The 16803-nt window shown below is 46.8% G+C and carries 16 protein-coding genes and 1 other annotated feature; of the genes, 8 read left to right on the forward strand and 8 right to left on the reverse strand.

Annotation, left to right across the window (positions count from 1 at the left end):
- Positions 1 to 41 precede the first annotated feature (41 nt).
- Complete coding sequence (locus KNQ02_RS09990; RefSeq protein ID WP_214766410.1) at positions 42 to 617, forward strand: 3'-5' exonuclease; 576 nt, start codon at positions 42 to 44, stop codon at positions 615 to 617.
- A 160-nt stretch (positions 618 to 777) separates the two neighbouring features.
- On the opposite strand, the gene KNQ02_RS09995 is transcribed toward KNQ02_RS09990, so the two are convergent.
- The 3 genes from KNQ02_RS09995 to KNQ02_RS10005 form a co-directional block, all read right to left on the reverse strand.
- Positions 778 to 1893 carry an NADH-dependent flavin oxidoreductase gene (locus KNQ02_RS09995; RefSeq protein WP_214766408.1) on the reverse strand — a complete coding sequence of 372 codons (1116 nt, stop codon included), beginning with the start codon at positions 1891 to 1893 and terminating at the stop codon, positions 778 to 780.
- Positions 1894 to 1994: 101 nt separating this feature from the next.
- Positions 1995 to 4103: an MMPL family transporter gene (locus KNQ02_RS10000; protein WP_214766406.1), complete on the reverse strand. Its 2109-nt coding sequence runs from the start codon at positions 4101 to 4103 to the stop codon at positions 1995 to 1997.
- A 68-nt stretch (positions 4104 to 4171) separates the two neighbouring features.
- A complete protein-coding gene (locus KNQ02_RS10005; protein ID WP_214766404.1) occupies positions 4172 to 4972 on the reverse strand; it encodes a hypothetical protein in 801 nt (266 codons plus the stop codon).
- Between the two features lie 108 nt (positions 4973 to 5080).
- On the opposite strand from KNQ02_RS10005, the gene KNQ02_RS10010 reads away from it, so the two are divergent.
- Positions 5081 to 5254, forward strand: a complete 174-nt coding sequence (locus KNQ02_RS10010; protein WP_088838124.1) for a YycC family protein — start codon at positions 5081 to 5083, stop codon at positions 5252 to 5254.
- 63 nt (positions 5255 to 5317) lie between these two features.
- Here KNQ02_RS10010 and KNQ02_RS10015 read toward each other — a convergent pair whose 3' ends face one another.
- Together KNQ02_RS10015 and pulA are read right to left on the reverse strand one after the other, a co-directional pair.
- Positions 5318 to 5800, reverse strand: coding sequence for a hypothetical protein (locus tag KNQ02_RS10015; RefSeq protein ID WP_029331967.1), 483 nt, complete (start codon positions 5798 to 5800; stop codon positions 5318 to 5320).
- 137 nt (positions 5801 to 5937) lie between these two features.
- Positions 5938 to 7947, reverse strand: coding sequence for a type I pullulanase (pulA, locus tag KNQ02_RS10020; protein WP_214808358.1), 2010 nt, complete (start codon positions 7945 to 7947; stop codon positions 5938 to 5940).
- Between the two features lie 106 nt (positions 7948 to 8053).
- On the opposite strand from pulA, the gene KNQ02_RS10025 reads away from it, so the two are divergent.
- The gene (locus KNQ02_RS10025; protein WP_029331969.1) at positions 8054 to 8548 is read left to right on the forward strand and encodes a YajQ family cyclic di-GMP-binding protein; all 495 of its coding nucleotides are present in this window, start codon (positions 8054 to 8056) and stop codon (positions 8546 to 8548) included.
- A 48-nt stretch (positions 8549 to 8596) separates the two neighbouring features.
- Here KNQ02_RS10025 and KNQ02_RS10030 read toward each other — a convergent pair whose 3' ends face one another.
- Positions 8597 to 9379: a 3-hydroxybutyrate dehydrogenase gene (locus KNQ02_RS10030; protein ID WP_214808361.1), complete on the reverse strand. Its 783-nt coding sequence runs from the start codon at positions 9377 to 9379 to the stop codon at positions 8597 to 8599.
- Positions 9380 to 9494: 115 nt separating this feature from the next.
- Between KNQ02_RS10030 and KNQ02_RS10035 the strand changes: the two genes are divergently transcribed.
- From KNQ02_RS10035 to KNQ02_RS10045, 3 genes are all read left to right on the forward strand, one after another.
- Positions 9495 to 10379, forward strand: a complete 885-nt coding sequence (locus KNQ02_RS10035) for a LysR family transcriptional regulator (protein ID WP_214766398.1) — start codon at positions 9495 to 9497, stop codon at positions 10377 to 10379.
- A gap of 86 nt (positions 10380 to 10465) precedes the next feature.
- Complete coding sequence (locus KNQ02_RS10040) at positions 10466 to 10876, forward strand: carboxymuconolactone decarboxylase family protein (protein ID WP_214802223.1); 411 nt, start codon at positions 10466 to 10468, stop codon at positions 10874 to 10876.
- A gap of 53 nt (positions 10877 to 10929) precedes the next feature.
- Positions 10930 to 11523, forward strand: a complete 594-nt coding sequence (locus KNQ02_RS10045; protein ID WP_214808364.1) for a metallophosphoesterase family protein — start codon at positions 10930 to 10932, stop codon at positions 11521 to 11523.
- Positions 11524 to 11587: 64 nt separating this feature from the next.
- Here the strand turns inward: KNQ02_RS10045 and KNQ02_RS10050 are convergent, their stop codons facing one another.
- Entirely contained in the window at positions 11588 to 12193 is a 606-nt protein-coding gene (locus KNQ02_RS10050) for a hypothetical protein (RefSeq protein WP_088838133.1), read from the reverse strand.
- 29 nt (positions 12194 to 12222) lie between these two features.
- Positions 12223 to 13905: an arginine--tRNA ligase gene (gene argS, locus KNQ02_RS10055; RefSeq protein WP_088838135.1), complete on the reverse strand. Its 1683-nt coding sequence runs from the start codon at positions 13903 to 13905 to the stop codon at positions 12223 to 12225.
- Between the two features lie 56 nt (positions 13906 to 13961).
- Positions 13962 to 14182: a binding site (T-box leader), on the reverse strand.
- Between the two features lie 129 nt (positions 14183 to 14311).
- Between argS and KNQ02_RS10060 the strand changes: the two genes are divergently transcribed.
- Positions 14312 to 15988 carry a GGDEF domain-containing protein gene (locus KNQ02_RS10060; protein ID WP_214808367.1) on the forward strand — a complete coding sequence of 559 codons (1677 nt, stop codon included), beginning with the start codon at positions 14312 to 14314 and terminating at the stop codon, positions 15986 to 15988.
- A gap of 15 nt (positions 15989 to 16003) precedes the next feature.
- Positions 16004 to 16780, forward strand: a complete 777-nt coding sequence (locus KNQ02_RS10065) for an alpha/beta hydrolase (RefSeq protein ID WP_088838138.1) — start codon at positions 16004 to 16006, stop codon at positions 16778 to 16780.
- Positions 16781 to 16803: the final 23 nt, after the last annotated feature.

The following is a 16803-nucleotide window of genomic DNA, read 5'->3' on the forward strand; positions in this document are numbered from 1 at the left end:
AAGTCTGAATACGGTATGCTCTAAGAAAAGGAGTGATGATTATGGTACAACCCTATACATTAGCCATCGACTTTGAAACAGCGAATCGAAACAGTCGCAGTATTTGTGCATTCGGTTGGTCTGTCCTCGCGAACGGTCAGGTCGTTACGAGTAATCAAGTCTTGATCAATCCAGAAGAAGAATTCGATGCCGGAAATATTCGGGTCCATGGCATCCGTCCGAGTGACGTTTGGAACGAACCTGCTTTACCGGAAGCGATGGAACAACACGGCTTATATGATTTGATTGCCGGTGCCGAACTGATTGTTGCACACAATGCAGCATTTGACATGGGTGCTCTGCAAAAAGCAATTCAAAAGTATGACTTGTATCAAATCCCCGCATTTCGATATGGCTGCACCGTCAAGCTATCCCGTAAACTTTATCCGTGGCTGCCGAATCATAAATTGAACACGATGGCCGAGTTTTTAGGTGTATCGTTTAAACACCACGATGCAAAGGAAGATGCCTACATTTGCGCATTGTTGCTAAACGATATGCTCGACCGGACAAATCTTGACCATCCCGTCACCCTCCACGAATTTTGTGGTGTACGAATGGGACAAGTCGCTTATTAATTCTTATTTCATAGGCGATTTGTTCGGATACAATAAGATGACGCTCATGGTTGCTTTTCGCTTTGGAAGCGATCCACGACGGAACGCGCTTTAAAACGTCTGCATGCTAAAAGGAGGACTCGACTACATCGTCGAATCCTCCTTTTTTTAAGCGCGTTGTTTAGTTTGTTGTTTGTTTAATCGGGAACCAGCCTGGACGGCTAATAATTCCTTGCCACAGTGCATCCGGCATCACGAGTTCTGCTTGTGTTGTTGGATCAAGTTCTGTCCGAATCGACGCGACGTCTCCTGCTTCGACTTTTTCGACCCAGTTCGGTTCCATGATTAATTCACGACCGAGTGCGACGAGCGGCACTTCTGTCAAGGCACGTTCGACTTCTTCTGGTGTGTGGAGTGATCCGACACCGATGACTGGAACTTGTTGTCCCACACGCTCTTGAACGAGTGTGATTGGTGAACGTGTTTCGTTTTCATCACGAATCGAACCAGCAAAGAAGTTCATGACGGAGACGTGCAGGTAGTCTAAGTCTTTTTTAGCGAGCACATCAACGAGCTGCATTGTGTCTTCTAGTGTAATCCCCGGGTTTTCGATTTCTTCTGGTGAGAAGCGATATCCGACGATGAACGATGGGTCTTGTTTTGCGACCGCTTCGACTGCATCGACGACAGCAAGTGGGAATGCCAAACGTTTTTCAAGGCTGCCCCCCCATTTGTCATCACGACGGTTTGAGTGTGGTGAGACGAATTGTTGAATCAGGTACGTATTTGCACCATGAATTTCAACACCATCAAATCCAGCTTCCATCGCACGACGCGTCGCTTGACCGAATGCTTCGATGATGGCTTCGACTTCTTCTGCTTCGAGTGCACGTGGTGTCATGGCACCTTCACGTTCTGGCGCTACAGCACTCGCGCTGACCGTCTGCCCGCCGACGAGTTCTGGTGGTGCCATCCGGCCTGCGTGGAAAATTTGAAGAATGGCTTTTGCGCCTTTGTCTTGGATTGTTGTTGCAAGACGTTTTAAGCTTGGAATGAGTTCATCACGCTCTGCGCCGAATTCATTCGGGAAACCTTGTCCATCCGCTGTGACGTTGGCACAAGCTGTGATGACTGCACCGACGCCGCCTGAACGTGCTGCATAATAAGCGAGTTCCGCTTCCGAAACTTCACCATTCTCTTCTGCCGCATAGTTGGTCATCGGCGCCATCATGACGCGGTTTTTCAATGTCACTCCGTTTGGAAGTGTAAACGTATCAAACATCTTTTCATTAGCCATTGAAACATATCCTCCTCTGAAATCTTAACTTGAATATCGTCAGTATACGCTCGGACTTTTCAAAATGCCTAATGATGTGCCTAGCCAATCTGCTCGCTTGTTTAGTGGAGCTTCGTTTGACGTTTCCGTCGACCGCCCGGCCACCACCAGTTCCAGTGTCCGAATAACTTCATCAAGGCTGGAACTAACAGCATCCGAACAATCGTCGCATCGATGAAAATCGCGAGCGCAATCCCGACACCGAGTTGCTTAATCGGGCTGACACCCGTGAAGGCAAACGCTCCCGTGACGACAATCATGATCAGGGCAGCCGATGTGATGATTTTACTTGTCTTCGCAAGCCCCATTTCTGTCGCCACGTCATTGTCACCCGTCTCGTCATAGTATTCTTCCATCCGTGAAACTAAAAACACTTCATAGTCCATCGATAGACCGAATACGAGCGAGAAGATAAAGACCGGCGTCAAAATGCCAATCGTTTCTGCCGGAAAAACGAGTCCTGATTCAAATAAAATGACGAGCAATCCGAATGTCGCACCGAGACTGAGTAAGTTCATCAAAATCGCTTTAATCGGAATTAAGATCGAGCGAAACGCAATCAATAAAATCAAGAACGTCGCGAGTAACACGACACTGAGCGCAAGCGGCATCTTGTCATAAATCTCATCGTAGATTTCCTGATTGAAAGCGGCAGGACCACCAATCGTAAAGCCCATTTCCCGGACTTTCCTGACCCAGTCCTGCGAGGCTTGATCACCGGGGTCCCCGACTAAATTGACGTTCACCCGGGCGACGTCCGCGTCAAACGCAATCCAGGGGGTCAACTGTTGTTTCGCCTGCTCGATTTGAACGGCTTGCTGCAAATCGAGTCCGTTCTGCTCGGCTAAGGTCGCGCCGGAAATTACTTCTTTCACACCGCTATCTGTTTGAAACTGTCGTGTCGCGTCCTCGAGACGACTGAGTCCTGCTTCAGACGAAAAGTCTCCCTCGACTAAGACGACTGCGTCGGTCCCGTCATCCCCAAACGTTTTTTCCCATGACTCAAAAGCAAGCCTTGATGCATAATCTTCCGGCAGGGCACTCGCTTGCGGAATGTTCAACTCAAGATCACGCAATGGAATCAAGCACGGGACGAGTAATATCAATGAAAATACCGTAATCGCCACAGGACGCTTCATGACGAAGCGCGCCAGATTCCGCCAGCGTCGTTCACCACGATCCGAGCCCGACTTAAAAATCCGTCCTTTTTCTAATCCTGCACCGAACAGTGCGAGCAAGGCGGGTAGTAACGTGATGGCACTAATGACCGCGCCCAGTACCGAGACGAGTGTCCCGATTGCGACCGCTTGAAAGACGTCGACATCGATGACTAACAGACCAGCGAGCCCGACAAAGACGCAAATCCCAGAAAATAAAATCGAACGACCGGCTGTCGCGACAGAGACTTCTGCTGCCCGCGCAATCGAATACCCTTTGCCCTGTTCCTCTCGAAAACGATTGACGTAAAGCAGTGAAAAATCGATTCCGAGCGCGAGTGAGATCATCGCGACGGCGTTTAGAACGAAAATCGATAACTCTTGTTGTCCCGCGACAAAATAGAGAATCCCGGCACCGAAGATGAACGTAACGAGTCCCATGATGAGCGGTAAGACAGCTGCCAAGGGTGTCCCGAAGACGATAAGTAAGACAAGTAAAGCCGCTGGAACACCAATCAATTCAGCACGAACCAAATCGTTTTTCGAGGCCGTGTTCAAGTCGTCGACGATCAGTGGTTCTCCAGTTAGACGGACAGTTACATCACTCGGAACATCCAGCTTGTTTTCGATGGCTTTTGCCCATGTCCGTTCGATGTCCGGTGTCCCGACCGTAAGATATCCTTTGCCGTCCCGAATCGCTTGTGGATTTTCGGTTGGTCCAACGACCTGTCCGACTCCTTTGATGTCACGAAACAACGTGACATGCCGCGTCATTTCTTTGCGAATCGTTTGTTCATCCCCTTCAAACAAGACGATGATTTGATGGGGGTCTTGCTTAAATTCTTGTTCTAACACCTGCTCCACTTGTTGAAATTCCCCATCACGGGTGAAGCCGTTCCCTTTCAATTGATCGGGTAACTGAAGGGCGAAATACCCAAGGACAATCAGTGCAATCAACCAGACGAGACTGATGCTTTTTCGAAAACGAACAATCTTCTGACCAAGACGTTCCATCTGTCGACTCCTCCTTTTTTCTACTTAGACAGCAAAAACATCCTTCGTACGACCGACAAAGGATGTGTTTACGTCTTGTGAAAAATTTGAACCCACGTGTTTCCGAAATTCGGTGACGTCGAAACGATTGCTAGTCGTCTTGCCTGTTCGTCAAGCAACAGACTTTTTAACAATACGGACGACTGACACCCTTCAAATTTAAACTTTAATTGTTTGTCCTCATAGAGGTAAAATCGTGTCGCATCCGTGACAGAAAACAATTGTTTCTGACTATCGACGAGTGAATATTCTTCATAGTCCGAGAACGGGATGACTTGTTCTTCTTGCTTGACCGCATCCCAAATGACGTATCGCGTCTGATCGGGATCGTACGAGATGATTGTCGCCGGCGCAATAAATCGTTCGAACGTCAACTGTTCATTGTATCCACGCTCGACGATGCGCCCTAATAAAGGGGCTTCGTCATAGTCTGAAAAAGTTCCTGCTTCCGTCATCAAATCAAAGCGGACGATATCCGTTTCCGCTGCGTATAAGAACAGTTGATTGCCACTCCACTCATACAGGTTACTAAACCAAGCATCCGCCCAGATATCCGGGCGATTCATATATGTTATCTGACCATTCTTTAAATCAAGTAATCCGAAGACAATCGTTTCTTCGAAGACGATGAACGCACGACTTCCATTCGGTTCGAGGTACCACGTGAATGGAACATAAGCACAGGCTGTTTCCCAAACTATTTTTAAATCCGCATCGCATTTCGTAAATCCTCCTTGCTCTCGAAACAAGACGAATTCCTCTCCTACTCGTTCAAATAACGATACCGATTCATGGAGCAACAGCTCAGCCGCTGGTTTATACATATACATCACTTCCTACCTCCTACGGTATCAACCTTCTTGATTTCTAGCTACTGTCGATGCGCTCACGTTGTATGTCTTGTATACTAGAACCAATCATCAAAAGGAGGATTTTTCATGAAACCATTACAACTTTCTGCTGATACGGCAGTCGAGCTCGCGAAGCGTCTGAATGTACCACTCGAACAATTGATGCATATGCCGCGTCACATCTTAATCCAAAAGTTAGTCGAACTCGAGAGCGAACAAGCGGATGCTGCAACTGAATCAAGTGATGAGGAGACAAACTGAGCTCCACTTCTGACAAGCAGCACTCCAATCCGTACGAAAAAAAGAGGCGCTAGGCCTCTTTTTTTACGCTTGCGGATTATACTCCGACTTGCCGTACCGAAAGACATTGACAATTGCTTTCCCATCACTCGGATATCCATTCGGATGATCAATCGGAAAGAGTGAAAAGAAAACAAAGTAGAAGGAGAAATAAGCGAACTGATACGTAAAGATCGATGCTTCGAACACTCCGGCATAAATCAATCCGTTGACGATTAAAATACCTGCAACGTTCGCTAACGAACCACCCAAGTACACCATGATGTTCGTAAATTTATTTTCATGCCGGAGTGCCTCATACTGGCACCAGCCATCCCAAAAGTAAATTCGATTCAAACGAATCGGTCCGACACGTACCAATGACTTGCCTGACCCAATATTGATTTCCATATTTCCTCCGAACAATCGTGCGAAGAAATAATGCCCCATTTCATGAATTAATGTCACAATCGGTAATAACAGAAAAAACGATAAGAAAAATTTCCAGATATCATCAAATCCAAACATGCTGACGCTCCCTTTCAGAAAACTAATCCTCTAAATACTACTTAATCTATTTTCCCGCATCAGATGAATTAAAACTGGATTATCTAAAAAGAATTAATACGAAAAGATGACAGCCGCAACGCGACTGCCATACTAGGTTACTCTTTTTTTCGACGTTTGTTTGCTGCATATAAGAGACCGATGATCGTCAATGCCGCGCCACCCGCGACCGCGTACTTTTTATAGTCAGCTTTTCGCTCGGCCACTACGGTCGTCGTCAGTGCCGGAACTAATAATTCCCGTTCCTCGTGCAGACGAGGCGCATGAATTTTGACTGCCCCGTTTTCGACAAGCACTTCGAACTCACCACTTGGCAATTCAATCGTTACGTCTTCATCTGTCGCATTATGATAGACGCGTTGCCGCTCGACGTAACCTTCATATGTCCGCTTCAGCTCATATGCAATGATGCCTTCCCCTTGTTCTAGGAAGCGGAGATGTTTGCGAATCATCGCTGTATTTTCAAGGCGGAACATCGGATATTGACGACGCATCGCTATCAACCCTTTGACATATTCAACGGAAGAACTGAATGTCTCTGCCCGTTCATAATCAAGCCGATTCACGACTTCTCCCGCATTGAAACTATCACGAATCCCATCCTTCGTCCGGAAGAACTCTTGACCCGCGTGGAGGAACGGAATCCCTTGTCCTGTCAAAATGATTGCATTGGCAAGCATTTGGCGCTTGCGTCGTACTTCATCCGTATCCTCCGGGCGTGAGACAGAGAGCTTGTCCCAAACTGTTAAGTCGTCATGCGCTTCGACATAGGAGACGACTTGGTTCGGCTCATCCGCAAAGCCTTGCGATGAAACGTTCCCGGCAATCCCGCGCTTGACTTCATTCGTCCGATCGAACGCCCCACTGATAAAGCCGCGGTTCTCCGGTGTTTGGACATCTCCTTTTAACCCGTCACGCAAGCCGTTATTAAAGTGTGCAATCCCCGGCATCTGCGGGGCATTGAAATAGTTCGCTTTTTGGTCGAGCGGTAACGGTGTATCAAGATCCCAGCCTTCACCGATGATTAAAATCGACGGGTCGATTCGATCGAGTGCATGACGAACTTGGTTCATCGTTTCGATATCGTGGAGTCCCATCAAGTCGAACCGGAATCCGTCGAGATGATACTCTTTTGCCCAGTACGTCACGCAATCGATGATGAATTTCCGCATCATGAAACGCTCAGAAGCTGTGTCATTGCCACAGAAACTACCATTCGAAAGCGTTCCGTCTGCCGCTTGACGGTAAAAGTAACCCGGAACGAACTGACCAAGCGGAACCTTTTCTGCTTCATAGGTATGGTTGAAGACGACATCCATGATGACTCGGATTCCACGGTCATGCAGTGCCTGGACCAATTCTTTGAGCTCACGGATGCGTGCTTTCGGATCATCTGCGTTTGATGAATAGGAACCTTCCGGTGCAAAGAAATTGACCGGATCGTATCCCCAATTGTAATTATCCGGATCGTTTGGTGCTGCTTCGTTGACCGAACCGAAATCATAGATAGGAAGTAATTGGACGTGCGTCACACCTAAATCAGCTAAGTAGTCGAGTCCCGTCAATCCACCATTTTTCGTCCGCGTACCTGCTTCCGTCAATCCGCGGAACGTACCTCGTTCGACCACACCACTCGCCGGATGACTTGTCGCGTCGCGAACGTGCAACTCATAAATGACAGCATCTTGTGACGAATGGAACATCGGTCGCTCCTCAATCCAACGGTCCGGTTGTACGTTGGACGGATCGATTAATGCACCACGCTTTCCGTTCGTTCCGACTGCTTTTGCATAAGGGTCGACCGCTTCGACTTTCTGACCGTCGACGATGGCTTGAAATGTATAAAAATAACCTTCATACACAGCACGATCGAGTTCTGCGACGAATGTCCCCCGTTCAGCGGCTGACAGTTCGACTTCCTCTACTTTTCTTGCACGCAGCGTCCGGTACAGACGGATGACCACACGTTCCGCCGTCGGTGCCCACAATCGAACACGAATCGTCGTCTCTTCAAAAGTCGCACCCAAGTCCATTCCTCTATAGGCATAACGCTCATCCATCTCCTTTGGCGTGAGCGTCAACATATCTGCTGTTTGTTTCAAAGCCATGCACCCCTTTCATTTCATGGTATTCATTATAACAAAATTTCAAAGTGGTGGACGCTTCCGCTGTTCCTCTCTAAAATAGAGAATAGAACGAAAGGGGAGATGCCATATGGCAGCAAAAGATAATTCATTTGATATCGTGTCACAAATCAACATCGAGGAAGTCAAAAACGCGATGCAAGTCGCACTGAAGGAAATTACGAACCGCTTTGATTTTAAAGGTTCGAAGAGTGACATGAAACTTGAGAAAGAGGATTTAATCCTCATCTCGGATGACGACTTTAAACTCGATCAAGTCAAAGACGTCTTGACGACGAAGTTGATTAAACGCGAAGTCCCGACAAAGAACTTACAGTATGAAAAAGTCGAACAGGCAGCCGGGAACACAGTCCGTCAACGCGTCATCCTAAAGAGCGGAATCGACCGTGATGATGCGAAAAAAATCAACAATGCCGTCAAAGAATCCAAATTAAAAGTCAAAACGCAAATTCAAGATGACCAAATCCGTGTCACGGCTAAATCGCGTGATGACTTGCAACAAGTCATGCAGATCGTCCGTGAGTTACCATTATCTGTCGACGTCCAGTTCATCAATTTCCGTTAAGCAGCAAAAATCCCTTTCTCCAAGTCGGAGGAAGGGATTTACTTATGCTCATTGCGCTGTATATCCACCATCAAGGACGACGGCTTGACCTGTCACGCCAGCTGCTTTATCACTTGATAAGAAAATTGCATAATCTGCGATTTCTTTCACTTGCAACAAACGCTGTTGTGGGACGAGCGGGTAGATGACTTCTTCTAAGACAGACTCAAGTGGTACGTTCCGCGTTTCAGCGAGTGAAGACAATTGTTTTTGGACGAGTGGTGTATCGACGTAACCCGGGCAAATCGCATTGACCGTAATACCGGATGTCGCACCTTCAAGTGCTGCTACTTTCGTTAAGCCAATCACGCCATGTTTCGCACTGTTGTATGCAGCTTTCCCGGCGAAGCCAATCAAACCATTAATGGATGACAGGTTAAGAATCCGTCCGAATCCTTGTTTTTTCATAATCGGGAACACGTATTTCGTATAGAGAAATGGTGCCCGTAACATGATACTTTGCATCAAATCAAACGTCTCTGTCGAGAAGTCTTCGATGGGTGAGACGTGTTGCATGGCGGCGTTATTGATGACGATATCAATTTTTCCGTAATGCGCCATCGTCTGTTCGATACTCGATTTAATCGCCGCTTCACTCGTTACGTCACCCGCGACCGCAAAAGCGTCAAAACCTTTATCCGTCAGTGCTTCTGCTGCACTTTTTGCTGCCTGCTCCTGCAAGTCGACAATCACGACCTTAGCGCCTTCTTGCGCAAATTCTTCAGCGATTTCAAGACCGATTCCACTTGCTGCTCCAGTAATTAACGCTACTTTTCCTTCAAGTTGTTTCATTGTTATCTACTCCTTCTTTACGGTTTCACTTCTTTTACTGTACGCTTGCAAAAACAATAATAAAAATGAATCCTTATTATGTTATATATAACCATTAGGAATAGGAGGAAATACGATGGATTTTCGACAACTCGAATATTTTACTGAAGTCGCCCGGTTTAAAAGTTTCACGCGTGCTGCCGATTATCTTCATGTCACGCAACCGACTTTAAGTAAGATGGTCCGCAGTCTTGAAGAAGAACTCGATATTGCACTATTTGATCGCAGTAAACGGCAAATCGTTTTGACAGACGCTGGTGAAACACTCCTTCTTGAAGGTGAAAAAATCTTACGTCAACTTTCTGATCTCCCCTCTCATCTCTATGACGTAATGCACTTAACAAAAGGAACCATCCGGATTGGCCTTCCTCCGTTAATCGGTTCACTCTTTTTCCCCCGTCTGTTGCATCAATTTTCAGAACAGTACCCGATGGTAACAATCGACATCGTCGAGGCCGGCGGTCACGCCTTAGAGAAAGCCATCGTCGCGGGTGACGTCGATTTAATTGCGACCGTCTTTCCTGCAGATGAAAACTTAACCGTTTACCCCTTTATGGAAGAAGAGCTGCACCTTTTTTTACCGGAACACCATCCGCTCGCTTCACGCGCTTCCATCGCATTAGAAGAAGTTTCGCAGATGCCGTTCGTTTTGTTTAATGAAACCTTCTCTCTCCATAACGTCGTTTTAAACGCCTGCCGAACGGCTGGTTTTGAACCGACTGTCACACATGTCAGTTCGCAGTGGGATTTCCTTTGTCTGCTCGTCGCAGAAGAAAATGCCGTGACACTTCTCCCCCGTTCGCTCGCAAACCGGATTCAAGTCAACGGGGTCAAAACAGTTCCGTTAGAAACTCGCGTACCCTGGCAATTAGGTGTCGCTGTCCCGACCGGACGTTATCAGTCGTATGTCACACGGGAGTGGATTCGTTTCGTCCAAGATTCTTATTCACAAAAAGAATGATATGTATAAAAACCATGTATTTGTAGCATGGTTTTTCTTTCGTTATGATGGGATGTATCGTTACTTCAGAAAGGAAGTTATTTACTATGTCAACGCATGAAACACGTCACGAAGTCGGTCTCAAAAAATTAAGTGAGTTCACAGATGCGAATTCAGCTCAATCCACACATGATAAAATCTCAGAGTCATTAAAAGACATCGCACCTGCCGTCGGCGAATGGATTACAGATTTTGCTTACGGTGAAGTGTATAGTCGCACTGGACTCGGGAACCGTGACCGTGCACTCGTCACAATCTCGACGCTCGTCACACAAGGAACAGAACCGCAACTTGCCTTACACATCAACACGGGGTTAACAGCCGGTCTCTCAGGAAATGAAATCGTCGAAGCCATCATGCACCTCGTACCGTATACAGGTTTCCCTCGTGTCTTAAATGCCCTTGAAGTCGCAAAAACTGTTTTCGCAGAACGTGGTATCACGGTCGAAACAGAATAAGGATAAATGCGGTATCACCCAGGGTATAGCCTTGTATAAGGGGGAGATGCCGCATGCAGTACGCATTGATTGCAGACTTGCACAGTTCATTTTCGGATACACGTGCTGTGCTACAAGACATTCGTAAACGCGCTCCCGCGGCAACGATTTTTTCACTCGGTGATTTGCACGAGTGTCATGTCGGGAAAAAAAGAGCGCGTCGTTACACGTATGAATCGATTGCCCATGTCGTAACGCTCAATTCAGAGTATCTCCAGTTACTTGATTTCGAGACGTTACTCGGCAATCAAGAAGAACGAATTTTTTCAATCGTCCCAACCGGCGTATCCGGACTGCTTGACCGACTCCGGTCGGTCCCCCGGACAAAGCAAGTGGGTGACGATGTCCTGTTTTTACACGGTGATCAGTTCGAGTGGAGTTATACGTTAATACCGAACACCTCCCAATTCGAACAACGACTATTGTTTTTCGGTCATAGTCATCAACGTGGTTTGTTTCGCGACGGACGCCGGTTGTCGACGCAACTGGACGTTCCGATTTCCATCAAACAAGAACGGTATGCTGTCAATGTCGGTCCTGTTCTCGTCGAGCGAGAATGGTTGCTCTACGACACACAGGAAGAATCCATCGTCTACCGCCAAGCATGATAAAAAGACCCTCGGGTTAAAAGCTGGAGTCATCTCCATGCTTTCATCCGAGGGTCTTTTCTGATTACAGGTAACGGACGAGTGAAGCTTTCACTAAATCGACCTGCGTTAATTCATGTTTCTCGACGAATTTATCGACGACACGACGTACTTCTCCTTGACGACGGACGAAGCTTGTCGGGACCGGTGTTTTGCCGACAAGTTGTTCGTATAACGTCGTCAATTGATGATCATCGATGACTGTTGTCATCGAATCGAGGAACAATAAGACGTGGAGACGGTTGAGATAGTCCCATGGCTTGTCTTCCGACCGGAATTCATTCCGGGCCAACCATTTTTTAAGACCAATCGCATCGATTTCACTGAGTGTTTCCTTCGAACGTGGTGCTTTCCAAAGCGCTAAAAGTTCACCTAATTTTTTACGCGTTTGTTTTTTACCCATGAAAAATTCGAAGTTCACTTTCGTTTCGAGTGCATCTCCACTAACAGGTGCGATTAAATCGGCACCTGGTGCTGTCACGACATCAAAGATGAAGTCGACAGACTCTCCAGGCAACCACGTTGCCACTCTCCCGTGAAAATCAGCGATGAACGCAATCGCTTCTTTCATGTCTTCGTTCTTGATTCGTTCTGCTGCCTGCTGCAACCGTTCGTTTGTTTCTTTATTCATATGCTAACCCCATCTTTAATTTAATTTTATTACATTTCTTCTGGAGCGCCGACACCGAGGAGGCGTAGACCTTCCGTCAATACAATCGTAACCGATTTCACGAGTGCAAGGCGAGATTGTTTTGCCGCATCCTCTTCAAGGACACGTACTTGACCATAATATTTGTTAAAGCTTTGTGCGAGATCAAGGACATAACGGCTGATGATGGATGGTTCACGACGCACGAACGCCCGGTCAATGACTGCCGAGAATTGGTTAAGCATCGAGACGACCCCCCAGGCATAATCGTCAGCACTTCCGTCGAAGGCTGCACCATCATAGCCGCCTTTACGGAGTAACGAGTTGGCACGGGCATTTGTGTACTGAACGTATGGACCCGTCTCCCCTTCGAATTTCAACATCTGCTCGAGATCGAACTCGATATTGTTCATGCGTTCGTTTTTAAGGTCATGGAAGATGACTGCACCGACGCCGACTTGTTGTGCTGTTTGGTCGGCATTCGCAAGGTTCGGATTTTTCTCGGCGATATTTTGTTTTGCGACGTTGATTGCATCTTGAAGGACTTCCTCAAGCAAGACGATCCGCCCTTTACGCGTCGACATCTTTTTGCCATCTTTCATGATCAGACCGAATGGTACATGGTGCATGCCGTCAACATTATCAAAACCAAGCTTTTTCAAAACCGCAAACAACTGTTTGAAATGGAGCGCTTGTTCTCCGCCGACAACATAAAATGCTTGTTCGAAACGGTACGTCTCGAGACGATAGACCGCAGCTGCCAAGTCGCGTGTCGCGTAAAGCGTCGCGCCATCTTTTTTCTTGATTAGCGCAGGTGGCATACCTTCTGCTTCAAGATCAACGACCATCGCGCCTTCAGACTCGACGAGCAGTTCTTTTTCTTCTAATAAGTCAATGACATGCTGCATTTTGTCATTATAGAAGGCTTCTCCGTTCAGGCTGTCGAACTGTACACCAAGCATGTCGTAAACACGGCTGAATTCGACGAGTGAAACTTCACGGAACCATTTCCAAAGAACGGTTGCCTGTTCGTCACCTTGCTCGAGTTTTTTGAACCAGGCCCGACCTTCATCTTCAAGTTCCGGCTTACTTTCTGCTTCTTCATGGAACCGGACATAGAGTTTCAATAGTTCTTTGATTGGCTCAGCCCGGACATCTTCTTCTTTACCCCACATGTTGTAAGCCACCATCAATTTACCAAACTGCGTGCCCCAGTCGCCTAAGTGGTTGATCCCAACGACCTCATATCCTTTTTTACGTGAAATTTGGTTTAATGCATTTCCAATGACCGTCGAACGCAAATGTCCCATCGAGAACGGCTTCGCGATGTTTGGTGAAGAGAAGTCAGTGACAATCGTCTTCCCATTCGACTCACTTGATCCGTAGTCCGCTTTTTCGTTTAAGACACGATTGACGATTTCTTGCGAGACGACCTCACGGTTCAAGAAGACGTTGACATATGGTCCGACTGGTTGAACGTTCGCAAAGAGTGGATTATCGATTTTTTCAGCGACATCTACTGCAATCATGTTGGGTGCTTTGCGGAATGCTTTCGCCAACAAGAAGCAAGGGAATGCGAGATCTCCGTGGTCTTCATGTTTCGGTTGTTCAATCAGTTGCTCAATTTGTTCAAGTGTCAATGCGTCTCCGATGACTCCTTGTAAAACTTCAGCATATTGTTGTTTGTAGCTCATTGTATTACCTCCAACAGTTTATTTTTTCCAATAAAAAACGCCCTTTGCGCAACTCGCAAAGAGACGGAATGACCGCGGTACCACTCTTCTTGGTGTCGTTTTCGACACCCACCTTAATTGGGGATAACGGGGTTCCCCCGGCTACGCCTGATCGTTACGATTCGGATAGCGTCTCTGAAGTGCGTTTCACGATTTCTTTGTCCATTCAGGCTTCCACCGTTTCCTGATTCGCTGGCTGACAAGATAAAACCGTTACTTTCTTCGTCATCGACGATTTGATATCTTTCACATTATACGCAATGACTCGATTTCTCTCAACCTTATTTTTTTGTAAATCACTTATCATAATTTCCACAAATCGGGTATAGATACAGAAGGATCGCCACAGAGAGGGGTCTATTCCGCTATGGTTTACTATCGAAAAGTAGCACGTATGAGCTGGATCACTTTAGCACTTACTGTTGTTTTGCTGTTTCTTGCATCGCTTGCCTTTCCCGTCCATATGAACCCAGCGATATCGCTTGGAAATGCAAGTTATCTTCTCATTTTAGTCCTCCTCTTCCAATTCGATAACATCCGCCGTGGTGGGATTTATTATACATTTCAAGAAGGTATTATTTTATTCATTTTTCTTAATTACGGTTTATTGATTGCCGTCATTTTGAGTCAACTCGGTGTCCTGATTTTCCAATTATTTTCGCATAAAAAAGAAATTCGGATAAAACGATTCATCTACCTGTACCCCGTCAACGTCTTATTCGACATCGTCTATATCTCAGTTCCCGCCTCCGCTTACTTGCTACTTGGAGGTCCGACCGGCCCGGGCTTTACTTATACCGAATCACTTATCCCGTTTGTCGGTTATCTGGTGGGTGTCTTTCTTATTTCCTATCTTCAATGCCGATTCGTCAATCGTTTCTTAAACTTAAAGTATGACTGGACCCGCCTCATCCGACTTCAGACACTCGTTTACGGAATTAGTATTTTAAGCGCGCTTCTCGGGATTTGGTTTTATGATGAAAACCCGTTAGTTGCTGCGACTGTCTCGACTTTAATTTTATTCTTATTCAAGCAACTCCTACAACAGCGTGGCGCATCCTTACAAGCTACACACAACGCTAAACGGTTCGACGATGCGAAGGAACGGTTGCTCGTTTCACGCTTTGAACGGGAAGCGATTGAATCCTTACTGATTGATTTACCTCATCTGATTGATTTCTCCGACGGCTGGCTTTCTATTCAGCAGCAACGAAAACAAATCATCTATGACATTCGGACAAAAAAGACAGTTGATGTCTTACCTTTATTTCATACGTTATCAGCGAATGATCTGCGGACTCCGATTCTCTATGGCCTTCGGTTCGACTGGGGAAATGATGTCCAACTCTCGCTTCCCGTCGATCGGCATTCGATGCTCGCGATTCCTTCCATCACAAGTGGAGAAGTCGATGTCTCAATCGTTTTATTTCATCAAATCGCTGATGCTTATGATGAAGCAAAAGCGGATGAAATTTATCGCCTGCTTCGGACATTTTGCCGCGTACTCGAGCGTTCCCAAGAAAACTTTCAATTGTATGCCGAAAGCCGGACGGATGCCTTGACCGATCTCCCGAACAGCCGTGCTTTTTATGAAGAGGGGGCACGCCAGTTTGCTTCCGAACACTTTCCGCTGTCGATCATCCTATTTGATATCGACCACTTTAAATACGTCAATGATACGTACGGACATAAAGTCGGAGATCTCGTCTTACGTGAGCTCGGAAGACGGATTAAATACGTCATCCACCGCAACGATTCCGTCTTCGCGGCACGTTATGGGGGGGAGGAATTCGTTGTTTTGATTGCGGATTGCTTACAAGACCAAGCAATCTCCATTGCTGAAGAAATTCGTCACACCGTTCTCGATCGCCCCTTCATTGTCGACGATCACCATCTCTCTATTACCGTCAGTCTTGGCGTCGATACAGTAGAACATCCTTACCAACGCACATTTGAAGAATCATTACGTCAGGCAGATCACGCACTGTATGTCGGCGGAAAACACAATGGTCGAAATTGTACAGCCCACTACGCTAATCTTTGAAAGGTTGTGTTTTACATGTCTATTACTGAAATTGAGTTATCGCTTCCGATGAATCAACAACGGCGGACATTGCGGATTTATCGTCCCCCTGAGGTCGCGCTTGATGTCGCCCTACCTGTCATCTATATGCATGACGGACAAAATGTCTTCAGTGGTGCGAGTGCTTCCTTCGGTAAAGGATGGGATGTTCATCTCGCCCTCCACGAAGTCGGTCTACAGGCAATGATCGTCGCCATCGATAGCCCGGATGACCCGATGGACCGGTACGATGAATATGCGCCTTGGACGGATGACGCGTTATTGATGCGAACCGCATATCCGTCACACCGGACGACGATCGGTGGAAACGGGAAAGCTTATATGGAATGGATTATCTATGACTTGAAACCGTACATCGATTCGCACTATGCGACGATTCCGACTGATACAACGATGATTGGCAGCTCGATGGGCGGCGTGATTTCCTTATATGGCCTATTTGCTTATCCGGAAGTCATCACGCGTGCCGCCGCCTTATCGACAGCCGGATGGGCGAACTTCTCTTCTTTACTTGAGTTCATCGAGCGAAGTCTCCCACTGTCTGACGCGCACCGTTGCTACATGGATATCGGGACAAAAGAAGTCAGCGGTCCGATGACGGAAGAAGATTATTTGCACACGAATGATGTCATCTCGGCGGCAGTACGTCAAAAAGTCGAGCAGATGCAATACACCGTCATCGCAGACGGTATTCACCATGAGACAGCGTGGGCGAAACGTATGCCGGACGTGCTCCGATTTCTCTTTTCATAAGAATTAAGTGTTAACGCATTTGA

It is taken from the genome of Exiguobacterium sp. s102, from assembly GCF_018618635.1.
GTDB classification, from domain to species: domain Bacteria; phylum Bacillota; class Bacilli; order Exiguobacteriales; family Exiguobacteriaceae; genus Exiguobacterium_A; species Exiguobacterium_A oxidotolerans.

Bases quoted from the DNA above. Each gene is read 5' to 3' on its own strand.
- KNQ02_RS10000 (WP_214766406.1), bottom strand. From the start codon at position 4,103: ATGGAACGTCTTGGTCAGAAGATTGTTCGTTTTCGAAAAAGCATCAGT.
- KNQ02_RS10025 (WP_029331969.1), top strand. From the start codon at position 8,054: ATGGCAGCAAAAGATAATTCATTTGATATCGTGTCACAAATCAACATC.
- KNQ02_RS10060 (WP_214808367.1), top strand. From the start codon at position 14,312: ATGGTTTACTATCGAAAAGTAGCACGTATGAGCTGGATCACTTTAGCA.
- KNQ02_RS09990 (WP_214766410.1), top strand. From the start codon at position 42: ATGGTACAACCCTATACATTAGCCATCGACTTTGAAACAGCGAATCGA.
- KNQ02_RS10045 (WP_214808364.1), top strand. From the start codon at position 10,930: ATGCAGTACGCATTGATTGCAGACTTGCACAGTTCATTTTCGGATACA.
- argS (WP_088838135.1), bottom strand. From the start codon at position 13,905: ATGAGCTACAAACAACAATATGCTGAAGTTTTACAAGGAGTCATCGGA.
- KNQ02_RS10015 (WP_029331967.1), bottom strand. From the start codon at position 5,800: ATGTTTGGATTTGATGATATCTGGAAATTTTTCTTATCGTTTTTTCTG.
- KNQ02_RS10050 (WP_088838133.1), bottom strand. From the start codon at position 12,193: ATGAATAAAGAAACAAACGAACGGTTGCAGCAGGCAGCAGAACGAATC.
- KNQ02_RS10010 (WP_088838124.1), top strand. From the start codon at position 5,081: ATGAAACCATTACAACTTTCTGCTGATACGGCAGTCGAGCTCGCGAAG.
- pulA (WP_214808358.1), bottom strand. From the start codon at position 7,947: ATGGCTTTGAAACAAACAGCAGATATGTTGACGCTCACGCCAAAGGAG.
- KNQ02_RS10030 (WP_214808361.1), bottom strand. From the start codon at position 9,379: ATGAAACAACTTGAAGGAAAAGTAGCGTTAATTACTGGAGCAGCAAGT.
- KNQ02_RS10065 (WP_088838138.1), top strand. From the start codon at position 16,004: ATGTCTATTACTGAAATTGAGTTATCGCTTCCGATGAATCAACAACGG.
- KNQ02_RS09995 (WP_214766408.1), bottom strand. From the start codon at position 1,893: ATGGCTAATGAAAAGATGTTTGATACGTTTACACTTCCAAACGGAGTG.
- KNQ02_RS10005 (WP_214766404.1), bottom strand. From the start codon at position 4,972: ATGTATATGTATAAACCAGCGGCTGAGCTGTTGCTCCATGAATCGGTA.
- KNQ02_RS10040 (WP_214802223.1), top strand. From the start codon at position 10,466: ATGTCAACGCATGAAACACGTCACGAAGTCGGTCTCAAAAAATTAAGT.
- KNQ02_RS10035 (WP_214766398.1), top strand. From the start codon at position 9,495: ATGGATTTTCGACAACTCGAATATTTTACTGAAGTCGCCCGGTTTAAA.